12 protein-coding genes and 1 tRNA gene are annotated in these 19,895 nt (G+C 45.1%); 10 read left to right on the forward strand and 3 right to left on the reverse strand.

The window, feature by feature from the left end; translation table 11 throughout:
- The first annotated feature begins 711 nt into the window (after positions 1 to 711).
- The 4 genes from ACSAZL_RS07825 (at position 712) to ACSAZL_RS07840 (ending at position 4,721) form a co-directional block, all read left to right on the forward strand.
- Positions 712 to 785: transfer RNA gene (locus tag ACSAZL_RS07825), tRNA-Val, on the forward strand.
- Between the two features lie 177 nt (positions 786 to 962).
- The gene (locus tag ACSAZL_RS07830; protein WP_440948132.1) at positions 963 to 1,283 is read left to right on the forward strand and encodes a winged helix-turn-helix domain-containing protein; all 321 of its coding nucleotides are present in this window, start codon (positions 963 to 965) and stop codon (positions 1,281 to 1,283) included.
- Between the two features lie 391 nt (positions 1,284 to 1,674).
- Complete coding sequence (locus ACSAZL_RS07835; protein WP_440948133.1) at positions 1,675 to 2,325, forward strand: flavodoxin family protein; 651 nt, start codon at positions 1,675 to 1,677, stop codon at positions 2,323 to 2,325.
- A gap of 101 nt (positions 2,326 to 2,426) precedes the next feature.
- On the forward strand, positions 2,427 to 4,721 hold the full coding sequence (locus tag ACSAZL_RS07840) for a CDC48 family AAA ATPase (RefSeq protein WP_440948134.1): 2,295 nt from the start codon (positions 2,427 to 2,429) through the stop codon (positions 4,719 to 4,721).
- A 637-nt stretch (positions 4,722 to 5,358) separates the two neighbouring features.
- Here ACSAZL_RS07840 and ACSAZL_RS07845 read toward each other — a convergent pair.
- A complete protein-coding gene (locus tag ACSAZL_RS07845) occupies positions 5,359 to 5,532 on the reverse strand; it encodes a hypothetical protein (protein ID WP_440948135.1) in 174 nt (57 codons plus the stop codon).
- A 390-nt stretch (positions 5,533 to 5,922) separates the two neighbouring features.
- Between ACSAZL_RS07845 and ppcA the strand changes: the two genes are divergently transcribed.
- Positions 5,923 to 7,503: a phosphoenolpyruvate carboxylase gene (gene ppcA / locus ACSAZL_RS07850; RefSeq protein WP_440948136.1), complete on the forward strand. Its 1,581-nt coding sequence runs from the start codon at positions 5,923 to 5,925 to the stop codon at positions 7,501 to 7,503.
- Between the two features lie 299 nt (positions 7,504 to 7,802).
- Here the strand turns inward: ppcA and ACSAZL_RS07855 are convergent, their stop codons facing one another.
- The gene (locus ACSAZL_RS07855) at positions 7,803 to 10,364 is read right to left on the reverse strand and encodes a DUF3656 domain-containing U32 family peptidase (protein WP_440948137.1); all 2,562 of its coding nucleotides are present in this window, start codon (positions 10,362 to 10,364) and stop codon (positions 7,803 to 7,805) included.
- 565 nt (positions 10,365 to 10,929) lie between these two features.
- On the opposite strand from ACSAZL_RS07855, the gene ACSAZL_RS07860 reads away from it, so the two are divergent.
- Positions 10,930 to 11,292 (forward strand): response regulator, encoded by a 363-nt coding sequence (locus ACSAZL_RS07860; protein ID WP_440948138.1) that lies wholly within the window; start codon positions 10,930 to 10,932, stop codon positions 11,290 to 11,292.
- 48 nt (positions 11,293 to 11,340) lie between these two features.
- A complete protein-coding gene (locus tag ACSAZL_RS07865) occupies positions 11,341 to 13,941 on the forward strand; it encodes a response regulator (RefSeq protein ID WP_440948139.1) in 2,601 nt (866 codons plus the stop codon).
- A gap of 60 nt (positions 13,942 to 14,001) precedes the next feature.
- On the opposite strand, the gene ACSAZL_RS07870 is transcribed toward ACSAZL_RS07865, so the two are convergent.
- Positions 14,002 to 14,829 (reverse strand): alpha/beta fold hydrolase, encoded by an 828-nt coding sequence (locus tag ACSAZL_RS07870; RefSeq protein ID WP_440948140.1) that lies wholly within the window; start codon positions 14,827 to 14,829, stop codon positions 14,002 to 14,004.
- A 1,222-nt stretch (positions 14,830 to 16,051) separates the two neighbouring features.
- Here ACSAZL_RS07870 and ACSAZL_RS07875 point away from each other — a divergent pair.
- The 3 genes from ACSAZL_RS07875 (at position 16,052) to ACSAZL_RS07885 (ending at position 19,745) form a co-directional block, all read left to right on the forward strand.
- The gene (locus ACSAZL_RS07875; protein ID WP_440948141.1) at positions 16,052 to 17,257 is read left to right on the forward strand and encodes a zinc ribbon domain-containing protein; all 1,206 of its coding nucleotides are present in this window, start codon (positions 16,052 to 16,054) and stop codon (positions 17,255 to 17,257) included.
- Positions 17,258 to 17,985: 728 nt separating this feature from the next.
- Positions 17,986 to 18,276, forward strand: coding sequence for a hypothetical protein (locus tag ACSAZL_RS07880; protein ID WP_440948142.1), 291 nt, complete (start codon positions 17,986 to 17,988; stop codon positions 18,274 to 18,276).
- Positions 18,270 to 19,745, forward strand: coding sequence for an MATE family efflux transporter (locus tag ACSAZL_RS07885; RefSeq protein WP_440948143.1), 1,476 nt, complete (start codon positions 18,270 to 18,272; stop codon positions 19,743 to 19,745). Before ACSAZL_RS07880 ends, ACSAZL_RS07885 begins: the two co-directional genes overlap by 7 nt.
- The last annotated feature ends 150 nt before the right edge of the window (positions 19,746 to 19,895 follow it).

Below are 19,895 nucleotides of genomic sequence, written 5' to 3' on the forward strand. Positions count from 1 at the left end.
AAATACTGATTTTTGGGCCATAGCAGTGAAATTCGTTCAGGAAGGCAGTATATAGACCAGGATAGCGATTTTCTCTCAAGGGAACTAATTTTAGGTCAATTGATAATGGAGTATTACCTGATATCACCCTGACGTCCTCCTGAATCCGGCAAAACTGAATGATTAAACTGAATGGTTTTATAGATCGGTTTTTACGGTTCCACCGAATAACAGTATCCTGAGAATAGTAACTTCTGGATAGTATCATGAATAACACAATATAAGAAAAAAATATAAGGAGACAAAATAAGTAGTAATGTTAAAACAAGTATGAGCGGGTTGGGGAGTATGAATTGGGGTGTTGGGGGGTTGGGGTTATCTTACAAAAGAGAGACCCGCTCACATACTACATCATGCTAATCTTGTATAAATATATTTTGCTTGTAAGAATTCTGTTCTAAAAAGTACAGAAAGAATGCCTGCAAAAGTAGAACATTTTATATTCTTAAAATGTCGCTTAAGATCATACTTCAACTCAGTCTCCCAAACGCCAGCTTTTGATCTGGAGTAAGAAAGGATAACTGGGGGAAATATAATGATTTTTCATTGCTAGTAATGTTCTGAAGTCTTCCTTCGAACAAAAGACATATATATAACTAGTGACATGTTGGAGTTGCTTTTCAAGCAACTGTTTGTGAGGCAATCATTAAAAAATGTCACTAATAGCAAACTGGGCTCGTGGTCTAGTCGGTCATGACATCGCCTTTACACGGCGGGGATCCTGAGTTCGAATCTCAGCGGGCCCACTAATCTTTTTTTAGTAAAATTATTTTTCATCACTGATCAGTTTTTTTTATATAGAAGTAGCTCATATTTGTATTATTGAATAGTAACCGCAGGTTAAACTTTCCATTTTAGAACTTAATACTTTATATAATACTGATATTGTTATATAGAAAGGGAAACGATAAAGATTAGAATCTTTGTTACCTACAAAAAGATACGCTTTAATATATTTTGAAAGCGTTGACTCTTACAAAGATTGTTTTGAATCTACAGTGGGGGAGGAGTTAGTATTGAAGAGAAGAAGCAGGACAGATATTGCAGTAGACATTTTAAGAGTTGCGATGAACGGGGCAAAGAAAACACATATCGTGTATGAGGTAAATCTGAACTTTAACATTGCTCAGAAGTACCTTGAAATGTTAAAGGAAAAAGAACTCATCAGACATGAGAACGGTGTTTTCATTACAACAGATAAAGGAAAAGTTTTCCAGGAAATGGCTAAAGAACTTAAACTTTAAGGACTTTCCTTTTTCTCATTCAGGTTTTTTCTTTTTAATCTGTTTTTCTTATAATCTGTTTTCTTTTTAATCTGTTTTCTTTTTAATCTGTTTTCTTTTTAATCCCTATTTTTCGAGCTTTCCGGTTTTCGACTTGGCTTATCTATGAGTCGCCGTCTTCCATTATTCTCCCATGTGTTCCTTAATAAATTGGAAGCTGCCAAACCTATAGGGGCTGGTAAAAGCCGAACCATGGCTTCAAAAGGTGAAGCATGACATTAGAAGGAGAAATTGTGGCTTGAGAAAGAATTCGGCAGTCCACCAGTAGTCCCGCAGGGATTAGTTAAGGAATAAAACTGCTGAACATTTATGCGCCCCCGTATATATAACGGCATTTGGAAACATATCTACTATGGCGATGAGGGCACTTTTTTTGAACTGCACACTGAAAAGATCACCTCAGGTCTCGAACACCCGCGCGCTTGTGGACAAGGCTGTGACCATTTTTAAAGAACTTGGGGTTGAGAGTGAGGTCATAAGGATTGTTGACCACAAAGTAGCCTTCGGAATTTCTTCAGATGAAGGAAACGGAGATGAATGGCCCTTTATCCTTGAAAAAATCAAAGCCTGCGATATCTTTGTTATAGCGACTCCCATCTGGTTTGGGGTGCTCTCTTCTGTATCCAAGCTGGTAATTGAGAGGCTGGATGGGACATATATGGAAGGAGATCCCGAAACAGGGCAGTACCCTCTTTACGGAAAGGTTGCAGGAGTGATCGTTACGGGAAACGAGGACGGAGCACACGATGTATGCTCAACCATACTCTTCAGCCTTACGCACCTCGGATGTACCGTGCCTCCCAATGTGGACTGCTACTGGGTGGGGGATGCCGGTCCCGGGCCCAGTTATATAGAGGCAGGGGGAGACAAGCACCTTTATACGAATCGGACAGTAAGATATATGGCACATAATCTTGTGTACTTCGCAAAACTTCTTAAAGAGAATCCTATCCCTACCAATTTGAGAAAACTTGACGAAGAGGCTAAGAAAGTAAGCAAATGAAGCCGACCAGCCTGAAAAACCATAAACCAGGATTGTTTTTTAGAAAATACCGTATACTTTTGATGAGGGGAATACTTTACTGAGGAGATGGAGGGTGTTATTTGACTGGAGAGGATAAATCGATTATAAATCTTAAGGTTGCAGAAGCCGATCAGCGGGATGTCGGAAAAGGGATTGTTCGAATCGACGAAAGATTCAGGGAGAAACTTGGCCTGAAGCCCTTTGACGTTGTGGAGATCAAAGGCGGGAAATCAACTTCTGCCCTTATAGGCCGTCCCTATCCCAGTGATGCAGGGCTTGACATCGTCCGCATGGACGGACTCATCCGCACCAATGCAAAAACCAGTATAGGGGAATATGTAGATATTCGGAAAGCAGACTGGAAAGAGGCAAAGAATGTAACCCTAGCGCCTGTGGCCAAGGGTATGCAGATCTATGCCCCGAGTGAAACCCTCAAAGCCGTATTTATGAACCGCACGGTTTCAAAAGGAGATTTCATTTCCACTACAAGCCTCAGGAGGTCCAGAGAGAGGGAAAATTTTGGGAAAGGGGTCATGTTTGAAGATTTCTTCCAGGACTTTTTCGGGCAGGGCTTCGGATCATCTTTCGGGCTTGGAGAGATAAAACTGCAGGTGGTATCTACCGTTCCTGCGGGGATCGTTAAGATTACGGATATGACACAGGTAGAGCTCCTGCCGGAGGCTATGGAAATAATCCCTGAACAAAATATCCCTACTGTCATGTATGAAGACCTCGGTGGGCTCAAGGACGCCATCAGCAAGGTAAGGGAAATGATAGAACTGCCCCTGAAGCACCCTGAGCTCTTTGACAGGCTTGGAATCGATGCTCCGAAGGGGATACTGCTGCAAGGCCCTCCCGGAACGGGTAAGACGCTACTTGCAAAAGCAGTTGCTAACGAGTCAGATGCTTATTTCATTTCCATCAACGGCCCGGAGATAATGTCCAAATACTACGGGGAATCCGAGAGAGCGATTCGGGAGATCTTTGAGGATGCGGAAAAAAATGCTCCGGCAATTATCTTTCTGGATGAGATTGACTCGATTGCCCCTAAAAGGGCTGAAGTAACCGGAGAAGTCGAAAGGAGGGTTGTTGCCCAACTTCTTTCCCTGATGGACGGACTTAAAACCCGCAAGAACGTGATTGTCATAGGAGCAACCAATCGTCCTGAAGCCCTTGATATCGCACTCCGCCGCCCGGGCAGGTTTGATAGGGAGATCGAACTGAGGGTTCCGGATACGGAGGGCAGGCTTGAGATTTTCCAGATCCACACAAGGGGCATGCCTCTTGCCGAAAACGTAGATCTGATGGATTTTGCCCAGATAACATACGGGTTTGTGGGGGCCGACATCGCTGCACTCTGCAGGGAAGCAGCCATGAGTGCGCTGAGGCGGATTTTGCCAGAAATCAACCTTAACGAACCCGAAATTCCAAAGAAGGTTCTTGATGACCTTCAGGTCACAAGAGAAGACTTTGAAAATGCCCTGAAAGATGTCCAGCCGTCCGCCATAAGAGAAATCCTGATAGAGGTCCCCAATGTAAGCTGGGAGGATGTGGGCGGCCTTGACAGAGTAAAAGAGCTTCTGAAAGAGGTTGTGGAGTGGCCCCTTAAAAATCCGGAATCGTACAGGGATATAGGAGTTGAAGCTCCTAAAGGCGTGCTTCTGTATGGACCGCCCGGTACTGGAAAGACTCTGCTTGCTAAAGCCATTGCCCATGAGTCCGATGCTAACTTTATAACTGCCAAAGGCAGTGACCTTCTCTCCAAATGGTACGGGGAGTCCGAAAAGAGGATTGCCGAGGTCTTTACGCGGGCAAGACAGGTTGCTCCATCCATTATTTTCCTTGATGAACTTGATTCGCTCGCCCCCATCCGGGGGACTTCCATAGGCGAGCCTCAGGTTACAGCCAGGATCCTTAACCAGCTACTCTCCGAGATGGACGGGCTTGAAGAGCTCAGGGCTGTTGTGGTGATAGGGGCAACCAACCGTCCTGACATAATAGACCCTGCTCTCCTCAGACCCGGGCGTTTTGATGAGCTGATCCTTGTCCCGGTTCCGGATGAAGGAGCCCGCAGGGAAATTTTCAGGGTCCATACAAAAAATATGTCGCTTGCAGAGGATGTTGATATTGAAAAACTCGTATCTCTTACGAACCAGTATACAGGTGCCGACATTGCAGCTGTGTGTAAAAAAGCAGGACGGCACGCGCTGCGGGAAGACCTTCACGCAAAAAATGTCAGGCAGAAACATTTCCTGCTGGCGATTGAAGAAACTGGACCTTCAGTCACTCCTGACACTATGAAATACTATGAAGCGATAAAAGGGGAGCTGAGAAAAAGGAAATCCAAGGAAATAGAAAACCCCTATTATGTATGAATATGAGAAGAAAAGCTCTATCATGTATGATGCCAATGAGAACGAAGCCCGTTTTCTATTTTCTTTTTCAGGTTCTACTTTTTTAAATTCCGCTTCCTTTTGGTAATCCCGAATTTCGTTGCCCGAGTTTCGCTGCCCGAGTTTCGCTTCGGGAGCACGAGGTCTGTTTCGGCAGAGTTGCGGCTCTGCAGTACGCTGCCCTTTTCGCTTCGCTCAAGAGGGCCAATTTTGGGATATAATAGTGAGCCGCGCTCAAGCAGACTAAGTTATGAATTTGAGCAATAAGCTTCGCTCAAGCAGACTAATTCGAAGATTACAGGGTAATCTTTGCTTCACTCAAGAAGACTGAATTACAAATCCTTCTAAACCGGGTAACGTCATTCGCCATACGGAACCGTTTTTGTCCTGCTCGACGCAGGAGAGCGGGCTTTCTGACGAATAAGAAAAAACAGGAGTAAAAACCCGAAGAAGCCGAAACTGCAAAATAGAGTCTGACAGAGCCTGTTACCTGACAGATCTGTCAGAGTCTGAACAACATCTGAAAAGGTCCTGAAAAGGTCCTGAAAAGAAAAAGTTGGTCGGCAAAAAGGCGGTTGAAGACTTATTTAATGGACTTATTTCCCCTTTCAATGCTTTTTTAATTTTTTTTCTTAAAAACTCCCACCATACCCTTTATCCGGGTTGCAAGGCTCAAGTCGCTTTCTTTTCTCTGGCTTTCGGTTTTTGGGAGCTCTACTCTCTGCCTTTTGCGTGGCCCGTTTTTTGTACAGCCTTTTCCACTCAAAACTTCAGGGCACTGGTCGCAGTACATTTTATTACCTCAGACTTTTTTCGGTATCATTGGCGCTTATCATGATTCCTATCATTGACGCTCATCATCGATTCGTCTTATCGATTCTTTTGTTTTTTTCCTGGATTCATTTTTAAGGAAACTAAGGTATCCTTTTGATACCGATATACTTTAGATACTCTTCCTATGCTGTGCTTTTCATATATAGCAAATAGTTTCAAAGCCGATACCTTAATGTTAACTTATTGTCAACGAAAACATTTATCATGGAGTAAACATTTTTCTCCGCTATCAGTTTGAGTTCATTTCATGGTTGACAATAAGGCTGATAAGACGATTGACCCGCTTGCCAACGAGAAGAAAAAATAAAATTTAAAAATTTGCCCTGTAAAACAGTGAGGGTTCAATTTCATGAGCAAAAAATCAACTTATCCGAAAGTCATGTGCACGCAGCACCCGGACTCTGCGTCAAGGTATATTTCCACGCAGGAAGAGCCGGGGGAAGCCATTGAAGCTGCGGTGGTATTCGGCTGTGACGAGTATATGCCGGATTATGAGGGAAAGGCAACTCCCTATCATCAGAATGTCCAGATCGTATCCAGATTAATAGAAGAAACAGACCTTGTGCCGGGAAAAGATGTTTTTATCACTCCGAGGGCCCCAAGCGCAGTCCAGGAAAACCGATTCAGGCAGCTTATGGTCATGATGTCCATTGCCGAAGCCAACCACGGGGCGCTTGAATACTCGGACGTCCAGGCAATCAATGAATTCGTGCATCCCATGACAGGTACGGTCAGGGAAATCCTTGATGCCCAGCAGCATATGGTGGACGTAAGCGAGCTTGCAAAAAAAGAGTTCGGGTTTGCAATGGAGGTCCCACGCATAATTCCCCTCATAGAAGACGCTCCCGCGCTTCTGCATGCAAGGGAACTTGCCGAAAACACGCTTCTTGCCTGGAAAGAACGTTTTGGGGCAGCCCCCGAAAAATTCAGGGTCTTCCTGGGAAAGTCCGACTCTGCCCTCTCTTTCGGGCATGTGGCAAGCACCCTCTCCTGCAAATACGCCATAAATGGAATTTCCGAACTGAACTCCGAACTCGACACCGAAACAGGCATCATCTTCGGAGCCGGGACTCTGCCCTTCAGGGGGCACCTTGACCTGAAAAATGCGGAAAATTTCTTCAGGCAATACAGGGGTGTAGGGACAATCACCCTGCAGTCAGCTGTCAGGTACAGCCATGAAAAAGGAGATGCTGAAGCCCTGGTAAAACTTGCAAAAGAGAAGCTGCCCGAGACTCCTGATCTCTTTTCCACCGAAGAAAAAGAAGAACTCGTAAACCTTATCGGAATTTTCGGGGCAAGGTACAGCCGCATCGTCCGCGAACTGTCCTCCACCATAAACCGGCTTTCCGACCTCCTCCCTCAGCAGCGGGATCGCCTTATGCACAGGGGAAGCGGCGGTTACTCACGGAGCGCTCCCGATATTTCAGGTATAGTAAGCCTCTGCCGCAACGACATCGGAAAAGAACTACAAACAAGCATGCCTGTAGAAGACCTGCGCCTTCCTAGGGCTATCAAATTTACCGGAGCCCTTTACTCCATAGGCCTTCCTCCAGAATTCATAGGTACAGGGACAGCTCTCAAAGAAGCCCGGGAAAAACTTGGTGAAGAGGCCTGTGAAAGGCTGCTTGCAAAATATTTCCCCTCCCTTACCAGCGACCTGAGTTTTGCAACCGGATACCTTGACCTCAACGTAGCCTCCCGCTTCCTTTCCGGAGCATGCTTCAAGGAGGTTAGCAAAGATATAGAGGTCCTGCGCGAAACCCTGGGCCTTGAAACCCACCCCGAACCTTCATACCGCATCTTGCTTGAGATGATGCAGCCCGAACTCCTGCAGGCAGGGACCGCAGGAAGCTGTATGGATGAGGAGGTATCACAGCTCGTATGCTCGACCCTCACGAAAATGGGAAAAATAAGAAAGGCTCTGGGTTGAGATAAAACTTCCCTTAACCTTTTTGAAGCCGGTTTTGAATCCATGCATTACAGGAAGTCTCCGCCAGCCTGTCTGGCGGCCCTGCAAAAAAAAGTAAAAAAGAGCTTTAAGACGGGCGTACTTCAAGTAGAATTTATTCTTTCTTTACCTTTGGCCGCACGCAATTTGATTTTTTTGCTCTTTTTCTTCTTTTTTCTCTTCTTGTTTATGGGAAGAACGCTCTCCTGCGTCGAGCGGGACAGGAGCGACATGATAAAGCGAACGACGTGGTACCCGGTCAGAGTAAAGATTTCCTTAACTCAGACTCCCTTGAAGTAATGCCCTGTCGTATATTCGACGCCTCTTACAGGCTTCAGCTTTGCCTCTTTCCCTGCAAGTGCTTCTTTATATGCTTCTGTGATCTCCCTTACCTCGGAATCGGTGTTGAAAGAAAGGTCAAGCCTGAGAACGTCCACACCGTACCCTTTCATGTTCTTGACGTACTTCAGCATATCAAGCACCTTTGAATTATAGATCAGGGTCCGGGTTCCAAGGCGCCGGACGGGGAATTCGGAGCCGCTCTGGTCAACAAGGAGCACTTCGCTCTCTTTTCTTACGATTTTCCGGTCAACGAGGGGCTTTAAGAGGTCATTTTCCGTGATAAGCATCAGTTCCCTGCCATAAACTAGGATTTCGGTCTGGCTTGAGTTCCCGCAGGCCTGAAGGGTTTCACAGACATTTTTTATTTCGCTCAGGTTCAGTTCGCTTGAAAGGGTTGCCCTGTAAGCGCCTGCCTTGTAGAAGGTGCTGGCAGTAAAGGCGTTGAAGATATTGAGGTCCTTCTGGGCGACAAAAGGTATGGAAAGCTCTTTTGCAAGCCGGGAGGCTCCAAGGCTGGAACATGCCACAGTGAAGCCGGCGTCCCTTATTTTTTCGATGAGGGGTTTCAGTTCGGCCAGTTCGCTGTCATGTGTAATCCTGGGAATCCTGAAAACAAGTTCGATTCTTTCTGCTTTCAGGTCTTCAAGTTTCTCCTCGTTTTTAGGTGACATCAGCTCTTCGAACAGCGAGACCGGGATATAAGCAATATCTGCTCCGGCTTCGGCTGCCTGTATGAGAGAGGAGATTTTCTGCACTTCAACACTCAGGAGGAGTTTTTTTGAAGCCTGGCCTCTTGACTCTGCCCCTGTCCTTTTCATACCTGCTTCAATTTTACTCCCCGAATCACTTTCTAAAGAGCACAGGTAATTAAAACCTTCCAGGTCGGGGTATTTTTGCTTTCTTTTCTTTGCCTTCAGGGTTTCTTCCAACAGGAGCTCTGCAGCCTTTCGCCTCGTATTCTTCAGCACGCCGACGGGGATAAAGATGTTTTCGTCAGCTTCGATCTCAATGGAGGCGGCTTCGAAAGGAGTATCTCCAAGGCTTTCCATTGCTTTTTTTATCTGTTCTACTGTTGTTGGGGCTTTCTCGGCGTCCTGGACGATATAGTCATCCGTAAATTCCGCATACGCAGGTTCTTCTGCTCTGCTGGCTTTTCCGTTTTCTGTCCTGATTTCAACCGTAAACAGTTCCCCCTTTCCGGCCCTTGCCTTCAGGCTTACGGGGAGAGCTTTCAGTTTTGTTTTCTGAAGAGTATCAAGAAGCTGCGTATCGGTTGTGAGGTAGAGTTCGTCCCCTCGCTGGACGGCTCTGCCTGTCTTTGAGCTGATCTCGAGTCCGACTTTTTCGCCTTTTCCGGCACTTTTTGCGTGCTCCCCCGAAATCGTGATAATGCCCGTTACTGCAGATCCGAGCATCCTTTCCCGCGTGAAGATACTTATGCCGTCTTTTACCTGGATGTCTTCTTCAAGCCGGACTGTGAGTTTTGTATTTCCTTTTGAGCGGGAGAGGTCCAGGACTTTTCCGAGAAAGGCGCCGTAGTTTGAGCTGTATTTGGGGTGGGAAACGCCTTTTTCCCCGAGGATGAAGCCCCGCGTAAAGCCTCTGTAAAAGAGTTTTGCAAGCTCGGCTTCTTTTGCTTTAAGTTCTTCTTTTGTCGGGATAGCTCCGGGGCCGCAGATTCCTTCGACCGCAGCTTTGTAGGCTGCGGCACTTGCGGTTACATACTCGGGTTTTTTCATCCTGCCTTCGATTTTCAGGCTTATGACCCCGGTCTTTACTATCTCCTCAAGCCCTGTGAGCGTGGAGAGTTCGGCACAGCTTATGGGGTAACTGCCTCCGATGTGTCTTTCGTCAATTTCCCTGCCGTTTACAAGGAAACTGTATCTGCGCCGGCAGGGCTGGGCACAGGCTCCGCGGTTTGCACTCCGGTCGTGCAGGAAACTGCTGAAGAGGCACTTGCCTGAGTAGGAATAGCAGAGGGCTCCATGTACGAAGACCTCGATCCCCACTTTTGAGTGTTCCACAATATCCTTTACTTCGGCAGTGGTCAGTTCCCTGGAAACGATCACTCTGTTTGCTCCAAGGTCCGTTGCAAAGTCCACTCCCTCTTTGTTGTGGATGGTCATCTGCGTGCTTGCATGAAGGGAAAGGTCAGGGTAGATCTCTTTTAAAAGCCTGAGAAGCCCCAGGTCCTGCAGGATAATTGCATCGGTTCCGGCTGCGTATGCCCGGTCCACTATCTCAAGGGCATGCTGCAGCTCTTTTTGTTTGATCGGGATGTTCAGGGCAAGGTAAACAAGGACTCCGTGGGAGTGGGCCAGGTCAACGGCTGCTTCCAGGCCTTCAATGGTGAAGTTTTTGGCACCCTGGCGGGCATTAAATTCGCCAACCCCGAGATAAACAGCATCTGCTCCTCCCTTGATTGCACCGAGAAGGGCTTCGTTGTCGCCTACCGGGGAAAGGATTTCCGGGGGATTGCAGGAAAAATTATTGTCAGACATATTGGATCAGAGGGTATTTTCTTCGGATAACTGTAGTTTCTGGTGAATGGAAAATATCGGTAGCTGAAAAGTACGGTAACTGTAAAGAAAAAGGGCTTACGCAAATCAGTTCGAAGCCGGTTTAAAACGTAAAGGTGCTTCTCGCATAAAAAATGGATGGTAAAATCCGGAATGTCAACAGGGAGGGACAGCAATTGTTATCCCATTTATATTGTTTCCAAGCCTGTTCTATTGTTCTTCAGCCTGTTTTAGTGTTCCTTTGCTCCCCTTTTTATCGAGGTTATTCTGCTCTTATAAAGTTTAATCAACTCTTATTAATTATATTCTGCTTTTATTGAAGTTCATTCTGGAGTTTTTCAGTTTTGGTGAAACCTTAATACTTTATTAATTTATCTATTCTGGAATATACTGAAACTTATTTAAATAAATAAGTTAAATATACTGACAAATATTACTTTTATTAAGAGAGTTCTTTATTTTTGGAAAATGCTTTTTCCAGTAAATGAGGCTATGCACGTAAGGTTAAGAACGTAATTGAAATAGAACTGTTTAGCGGTTGTTGCCTATGAAAAGTGTACTCGTCGTGGAGGACAATCCTTTAATTATGGAACTTGTCAGGACTCTACTGGTTTCATTCGGATATGAACCCTTAGAGGCGGTGGATGGATCTATGGCTATAGAACTTAGTAAAAAAAATAAATTAAACATTATCTTATTAGATATACAGTTACCCGGAATAGATGGGACTGAAGTACTTAAATTTCTAAAAGAAGATCCTGCCACAAGGGAGATTCCGGTTATTGCCCTTACAGCTCATGCCATGCGAGGGGACGAAGAAAAGTTTCTGAGAGCAGGATTCAGCGGTTACATTTCCAAGCCCATTGATATCCAGAGGTTCAAATCGGTTATAGAGCAGTTAGTCGCATGAAATGGAACCGAAAGTGGGAGTATTTTTTTGTTTTATGGGGACTGTAAAATGTCAGATTTTTTCAGAGGTACGTTTGGGAAAAAATCGGATGAGTTGTTAATCATTTTAGCTGTGGGTCTATTCTTCACTTTCTTCGCCTCTTACTTTGGTCTTTTTGAGTCTATCGTTTTTTTTGTTGAAGAATACAATCACCGTGAACTCGGGGTGATGCTCACTCTTTCGGTCTATCTCACCTTCGCTCTCGGGATTTTCTCCCTGCGGCGCTGGCTGGAACTTGAAAATGCCCTGGTGTTTCAGGAACAGGCAGAAGAGACCCTCAGGGAGAAAGATAAAAGATACAGGGCTCTGTTTGAACAATCAAATGATGCAATTGCGATTCTGAGCAGAGAAAAGGTCCTGGACCTTAATGAAAAAGGACGTTCAGCCTTCGGCCTGGGAGACGGAGAGCTTGAAGATGTCTCACTGAACTCCCTGGTATCCGAAGAATATCTGCCTGCAGTTCGGGAAGCCCTGAAAACAACGCTCGAAACCGGAACTGCACGTTTTGAAATGAAAGTTCAGAAACATGACGGTGCTGTTGTTGATGTGGAGGTCAGTTCTTCTCCCCTTAGCCTTGAAAGTAGGGAAGTCCAGTTTGTTATTCGAGACATCACCTCACGTAAAAAAGCTGAAAAAATGGAGCAGGAAAGCCAGGAAAGGTTGAAAAAAATAATTGACAATGCCCTTTGCGGGATATTGCTGGTAGACGTTACAACACACGAAATCGTGGAAGTAAACTCGGCAGCTGAAGATGCAATAGGCCTTTCAAGAAGTGAACTGATAGGACATGTCTGCCATAAATTTGTCTGTCCTGCTGAGAAAAATAGGTGTCCTATAACCGATTTGGGGCAGACGGTCGATAGGTCTGAAAGGGTACTTATCAGCAGGGGAAAAGGAGAAAAGTTACCTGTCCTGAAAAGTGTGGTCCCTGTAAAAATAGGAGAGAAAGAGTACCTTATAGAGAGCTTTATCGACCTCTCCGAGCGCAAAAAAGCCGAAGAGGAGCTGTTGCATGCAAAGCTTGCTGCCGAAAGTGCCAACCGTGCCAAGAGCGAGTTCCTGACAAACATGAGCCATGAACTGCGGACTCCTCTCACTGCAATCATCGGGTTTTCGGATGTGATGCTCGGCGGGATGAGCGGAGAATTCAATGAGCAGAATAGAAAGTTCCTCAACAATATAGCTAACAGCGGAAAGCACCTCCTCACCCTCATAAATAATATTCTTGACCTCTCCAAGATTGAAGCCGGCAAAATGGAACTGGAACCGGAGATGTTTTCCGTTTCCGAGGTATTTAGCGACACCTGGGCCGTAAGCTCGGCTCTTGCCCTGAAAAAGGACATCTCAATGAAGCATGAAGTGGACCCCGGGCTTTCGGTCTATGCGGATAGAGTCCGTTTTAAACAGATTATCTACAACCTTCTGAGCAATGCCATAAAATTCACCCCAAAAGGCGGGTCGGTAAAGTTTAAGGCCGTAAGAGCGGGAGATTTTGTCAGGGTCAGTATTTCGGATACGGGGATAGGCATCTCCGAAGAAGACCGGCACCTCCTTTTCCAGCCCTTCAAACAGGTAGATTCCAGCATCAGTCGCCAGTATGAAGGGACCGGGCTGGGGCTTGCCCTTGTCAGGAAGTTCGTAGAACTCCACGGAGGCCTGGTCTGGGTCGAGAGCGAGCTCGGAAAAGGTTCGACTTTTACTTTTGAACTGCCTTTGAAGTACAGGAAAAACCTCGAAATATGTGTGAATGGTTCTAGCATTTCCGAAAAAACGGCCCCGCCAACCGCCAGGACAGAAGTAAAGAAAGAAACCTTTATGTCGGAAACACCTGAAGAAATCAAGACTCCGGTAATTGTAGAGCCTGCGGAAGCCGCGGGAGACGAGCCCCTGGTGCTTGTTGTTGAAGACGATGAAATGGCAAGGGAGCTTCTAATTATTACGCTTTCCAAGGCAGGATACCGGGTTGCTTCGGCTTCCAGCGGAAAAGAGGCCCTTTTGCTTGCCCGTAAACTGAAGCCTTCTGTAATTACTCTTGACATAATGCTGCCAGGGGTCAGCGGCTGGGATATCCTGAAGAACTTGAAAGAGGACTCTGCAACCTCCGGCATTCCTATCCTGGTCATTTCTATGAATGACGACAAAAATTGCAGCATTCTCTGGGGTGCTTTTGACCACCTGATCAAGCCTGTGGAAAAAGATCACCTCCTTTCCAGCCTGCAGAAGGTAAAAGTAACAGGAAATTCAAACTCTTCCCCTCAAATTTTGATTGTAGACGATGAGCCGGCTATGGTAGAGCTCATCAGTTCTTTTATTGAGCAGGAAGGATACGAACCCGTCTGCGCATACGGGGGCAGAGAAGCAATCGATAAAATCGTAATCCGACATCCTGATGCTGTTCTCCTTGACCTGATGATGCCGAAATTTTCGGGATTTGATGTCATCAAGGCTCTTAAAGAAAATCCGGAGACCGTAGATATTCCTATCATCATATGTACCGCAAAAGACCTGAGCTTTGACGAGAAGGAGCTGCTTAACAGGAATGTCTCTTATGTTATACAGAAGGGAAACGTCAGCAGGGAAGCCCTTCTGGGTGTGCTTCACGGGATATAGGATAGAAAATTCAGAGGCGAGCTGTCTCCCCGTTAATCTTTCCGGAAGCAGGAGCAGATTTCAATTTTCTGCCGCTTCTTCTTTTTCAAGGAAGTCCAGGGCTGCCTTTGAATATTTCTCCGGGAAATAGCGTTCTCCTGAGTGCTTAGCCCCCTCAAACACAATAACCTCTGCCTCCGGAATCTGCTCTGCCATTGCAAGTGAAATTCCGGGGGGAGTGTACTCATCTTCCGTGCCGACAAGAAGCAGGGTTTTATTTTTTATTTCCGGCAGGCGTTCGTAGGTTCCGTTCCATCTCAGGTTTGCATCTGCCTGTTCCCGGATTGGGGGGCTCATTGCCGAATTGCCGGCAAAGGACTCAAGCATATTTTTGAGAAGCTCGGCTCCGGGAGCATTAACGCTGTAGACTGCCGAAGAAAAAATAAGCTTATCAACTTTTTCCGGATAATTGAGGGCCAGTTCCTGGGCAATCGATGCCCCCATTGAGGTCCCGAAGACATTTGCCTTCGGAATTTCAAGCGCTTCAAGCAGACCTGCAGCATCACTTGCAAACAGTTCAAGGGAATAATTTTCCCCCGAATCCAAAGAGTATCCCACTCCTCTGTTATCGAATGTAATTACCCTGTAATCCTGAGCCAGCTCCCATACAAAAGTTTCATTCCAGGTATCCATTTTTCCCCCAAAACCCATAATCAACAGAAGAGGTTCTCCTGACCCGAACTCCCTATATCCGAGCTCAACTCCGTTAACGGAAACATACTTTACAGGGGAGGAGTCAAGGGAAAATTCGGTGAATTCTTTAGAGGTTTTTTCCCCGTAAAAATCGGTACAGCCAGAGAAAAGAACTGTGAAGATAAGGATAAGGGGCAGGACCGTTTTAGGATTCATGAAATGTATTATAAGGTTGCTTTAAGTATAAGTTTTCTATCTATTCGGGGTTTTGTCTTTTTAGCTGGTTTTATCTTTTTAGTTGGTTCTGTCTTTTTCAGGTTGTTATTCTTCGCCTTATAAGCTGGTTTTCGAATCCCGAGTTTCGCTTCGGGAGCACGAGGTCTGTTTCGCTGCGCTCAAGCAGACTAATTTTATGAATTTGAGCAATAAGCTTAGCTCAAGCAGACTAACTTAAAAACAACGGTAAAATAAAGAGACGCAGGAGAGCGGTCTTTCCCGTGAAAAAGAAGAGAAAAAGAAGAAAATAAAGAAAAAAAGCCGAAAAGTAAAACTGTTGAGGTTGCTTGCGAGTAAAAACGAGAACCTAAAACATCAAATCTGTATATTTGGGAAGGGCCACCAGACAAACTGACGGAGGCGTTTATATTTATTTGTGAATTGAAGAGTCGTTTCCGGGCTTAAGGAAAGTATTCTTTCAGTCCTGAGTCCATTTCCTTTGAGGAGTCCATTTCCTTCGAGATTTCTCTCAATTGCGCTGCCGTTTTTTGAGCCGCTTTTATCTGGCTGACAACTTGTCCAGGCCCATTGCGGCGCAGGGAGTTCAGAACTGAAAGATCTCCTCTCGGGGTTCTGGAATAGATCAACCAGTTAACGAGGAGTCATTCAACCTCGCTTGAAGGTAGAAATATCCTCTTGTCTCTTATTCGGGCAAACTTTAACAAAATGTTTAAATACATCTAGGATAATTTTATGTATATAGAAGTTATATATAATTTGTAGTTTTTTAAAAAAATACGCATATTGTTTACGACATATCACAAACATTGAAAGTGGAGCAGTACCCCGGATGCTACTGACCTATAAAATCAAGCACAATCGGGATTTTTCGGAAGAACTCCGAAAGGCGCGAAAAGTTGCTGAGTTCTGTATTGAACACCGGACTCAAAATCGAACCCGTAACCCGCCTCCGATACAAAGACCCTGTTTTTCTGACCCTAAACTTCCCCCTTCTCCTTCTTCTCTTCCTCTTTCTGCTTCTTTTCCTGTTTCTCCTCTTTCCTCTCCTCTTTCTCCTTCTTCGGTTTCTGCCTCCTCTCATCCTCCCTCTATTTCCTCTTCTGAGCCTCCCAATGGCCCCTCAGTTCTTTCTTCTGCTCCTTATTTTTCTGATTCTCTACATGGGGAGGATTCATTTTCGGGTAAAGATTCACTTTTCCCCGTGGATGTCAGGCACATAGGCCTGAAGTCAACGATTTCCGGCCAGATTCTAAGGAAATATTCCAGAAACCGGGATCTCAAATCCGCAAAAAATGTGAAACTTATTGTCCCTTCGAAGGCGGTCAGCGTTGACAGGGAGGAAAAAATTCTGGAGATCCCCTGCCTCAAACTCCTGCTGAACTATCATTTTTCCAGTAACTTCAAGAAAATCTCCCAGATAGAAATAGATAACGTCTATGCCTATGTAGCAGTTGTCTTCCCGGACGAAAAACCCGAAAGTACCGGGCGATATATAGGAGTTGACCGCAATACCAAGGGGCATATTGCAGTTGTGGCAGATCCCGAGTCCGGAAAGGTCTGGAAGTTCGGAAAAATGCGCTACCACACGCATAAGAAATACGAGAACATAAAAAAGCGGCTCTACAATAATAAGGGCAAACACAAACGCCTGAAAGCTGTGAAAAACAGGGAAAAGAACATTGTAAAGGACCTGAACCATAAAATCAGCCGAAAGATTGTGGACCTTGCCCTGTATTCCGGGTGCGGGATTAAACTCGAAAACCTGAAAGGGGTCAGGAAACTCAAAAACAAGGCCGCAAGTGCGGAAAAAGGCAGGAAAAATAAAAGCGAGGACAAAAAGAAAAGTCAATACGAAGGCAGAAACCGAAGCAAGGAAATGAACAAGAAGTTCCTCAAAAACGAAATCAAAACCAAAAGCGAAATCAGGATCAAGAGAGAGATTAAAACCGAGAGAGAAAGCAAAGCCAAAAGCGAAAGTAAAGCCAAAAGTGAAAGCAAAGCTAAAAAACACATCTGGTCAAGTGAATACTCCCTGAACAGCTGGTCTTTTCATCAGCTTCAACAATTTATTGAATACAAAGCCAGGCTGCAGGGAGTAGAGGTAGTCTATATTGATCCACATGCGACAAGCAAGAAGTGCAGCCGCTGCGGACATATAGGTAACCGACGCAGCAAGCAGTTTGAATGCCCCAACTGCGGGCATGTTGACCATGCCGATGTCAACGCTGCCTTTAATATTGCGTTGACGCCTAAAGGCAACGGTCAATTCTCTGCAGAAAGAGATGCAGGGAAAGGGAGCCCTGATACCCCTCAAAAAATCCTGGCTCGTGCTCTCCTGAGTAAACGTACGGCCAGCGAAAAAACTTCTCCATATTTTGCCTGGGAAGTATGTCAGTTTTTGGCTTAAGCCTTTGTTCATATTTGCTAATTTTCATGCTTTCTCTAATTTCGTGCGTTGCATTTTTCTCAGAATTTCCCAGTGTGTTTTTTCCGGTGTGTTTGGAGTTTTCGTGTTATCCGAAGACGATCTGTTCGCAGTGTTTTTAATTACTTCTTTTTATTGGATGGGGGAAGAGCTGCATATGCCCTTTGCTCACCCGAAATAATATAAACCGATTAATAACGGACTGCCGGTTCTAAAAGCTCAGCAAGGTCTGGAGAACAATTTTGATTTTTTATGATAAGGTATCTGAGAAGAAGCTATTAACTCCGTTTTTTCGGGCTGAAACCGGCGACCCACTAAAACAAAAAAGGCTGTAAATTTATAAATATCATCTAAATATTGTATAATATATAAAATTAGCTGACCACACTGACTATCTAATTATTGAATCTACTTTGTTGATTCTGCTTGCTTTGTTGCATAATTCTACAGGATTCTCGATTCAATTGAATCCTATTTTACAATTAAAATGATGAAGCTTCGTAAAACGGGTTGATACTGCATCTCTGCAGCACAAAACCAGCCTCAGAATATGTGTAAATAGCATTCGGCTTGAGCGACATTTCGTATGTCGGTTATTCTGAATGTTTGTCATTCGGCATTTTTGTCATTCTGTAACATTCTGATTAATACTGCAACATAGAAGCTATCTCGTGAATTTGCATGTTCCTGAAGCTTCGTCAGGATGAAAGATGACTTTGTCTAAATTATTTGTAATAGCTGAAGATTCTTACCCCGGGCTTTTAAGGGTTTACAACCCCTTGAAGGGATACAGAGCTTCAAAAAAGTATGAAATTCCCGATTTCCTATTGGGTGGATTTTTCGACCTGAAAACAGTAAAAATAGCTCAGGAAATTGAAAAAAAGATCTTCAATTTCTTCAATAAAACAATTCAGGCTTTACTTTACCGCAAAGAACTGGCAGCCTTTCCGAAAGCTCCTGAAAAAATGGCTTTGCATTCTGAGGGGTTCAGGGTATGGTAAGCGATGAAGAAATAAGGTCCGGGAATATTTTCAATCTTTTCTGGAAATTTACTTTTCCGGCAGTTGTGGGCGTCATCATTGTCGGAATCCAGGAGATAATTGACGGCTTCTTTATAGGAAATGCGGTTGGAAGCCAGGGGCTTGCGGGGATTACCCTTGCCTATCCTCCTTATCTGGTCATAATCGGGGCAGGTATAATTATCGGAATCGGCTCGTCCAGTCTTACAGCTTTGAAACTTGGAAAAGGAAATAAGAAGGAAGCTCTCGAGATTGTGCATAACGCTTTTCCCTTAAGCCTCCTTGCAGGAGCTATTTTTACTGTGGGTGGGTTGATTTTTTGTGAAACGTCCCTAGGTTTACTCGGAACCGACGGGCCTGCCCTCTCCTTTGCCCGGGAATATCTCCGGGTCATCTTTGCAGGTTCGGTCTTTATGGTCCTTGCAATCGCCCTCGACCCCCTGGTGAGGAATGACGGGAAACCCAGGCTCTGCATGCATATCATGGTTGCAGGGGTGGTCATAAATATCGTACTTGATTACCTTTTTGTCATGCGCATGGGAATGGGTATGCCTGGTGCAGCTGCTGCGACAATACTTTCCTTTGTCCTGCCTGCAGTCCTGCTTATGCGCTACCTTTTCGGAAACGAGACAAAGCTTAAGCTCCGGTTGAGGTCCATGAGCTTCAAAACCGGGACAGTCCTGCAGATCTTTAAAGCCGGGGTTCCCTCATTTGCCATGCAGATTTCGTTTGCTCTCGTACTCTTTGCACACAATTACATGCTGCTCAGATACGGTTCCGAGCTTGCGGTCTCAGCCTACGGCATCATAGGGTATGTATTTTCAATTTTCTACATGCTCTTTGAAGGAATAGCCCTTGGAGTGCAGCCGATAATAGGTTTCAACTACGGGGCAGGGGGTTACGAAAGGGTTTCAAAGACCCTGAAACTGACAATGCTTTCGTGTATCCTCGTAGGAGCTTTCGGCTTTATGCTGATCTACCTCTTCCCTGAGACTCTTGTGCAGCTCTTCAGCCAGGACGACTCCGAACTTCTGGAAATCACGCTGCGAGGAATGAATATTGGCATGTTTTCTTTGCTTGTTGAGGGAATCGTACTGCTCAGCTCCATCTATTACCAGTCAATAAACAGGGTCAGGGCAGCTCTTTTCATCAATCTTGGAAAGATCTTCGTTTTCCTCTTCCCCCTCCTGTTCGTCCTTCCCCTTTTCTTCGGGCTCGATGGCGTCTGGTCTGCCTCTCCGGCTGCGGAATATCTTATGGTGGTACTGGTCATGATCATGCTTTCAAAGGAGTTCGGGCTCCTCAGAAAAAGTGAAAAAGCAGAAAGCAAGCAGCCAGCAGATACAAAACATGTAACACCAGTTACATCAGTTTCCAGAAGCAGTGCAAAAGCGGGGGAAGAGGGTAAAGGATTCATTCCTTTCAAGCATGCTGATAGAGAAGCCTCTTAAATCAACCGTTTATGGCACTTAATATGTCTGCAGTTTTGATTTTGAAAAAGGAGCATTTCTGCTCCTTACTCTTCAGTGAAGTAAAACTGTAAGCTAAACTTTAAACAGGGGTTTCGCGATTTTTATCTGGAGTTGTTTTTTCTCAGCTAC

Origin of the sequence: Methanosarcina mangrovi (assembly GCF_052057765.1) — an archaeon.
Taxonomy (GTDB): Archaea; Halobacteriota; Methanosarcinia; order Methanosarcinales; family Methanosarcinaceae; genus Methanosarcina.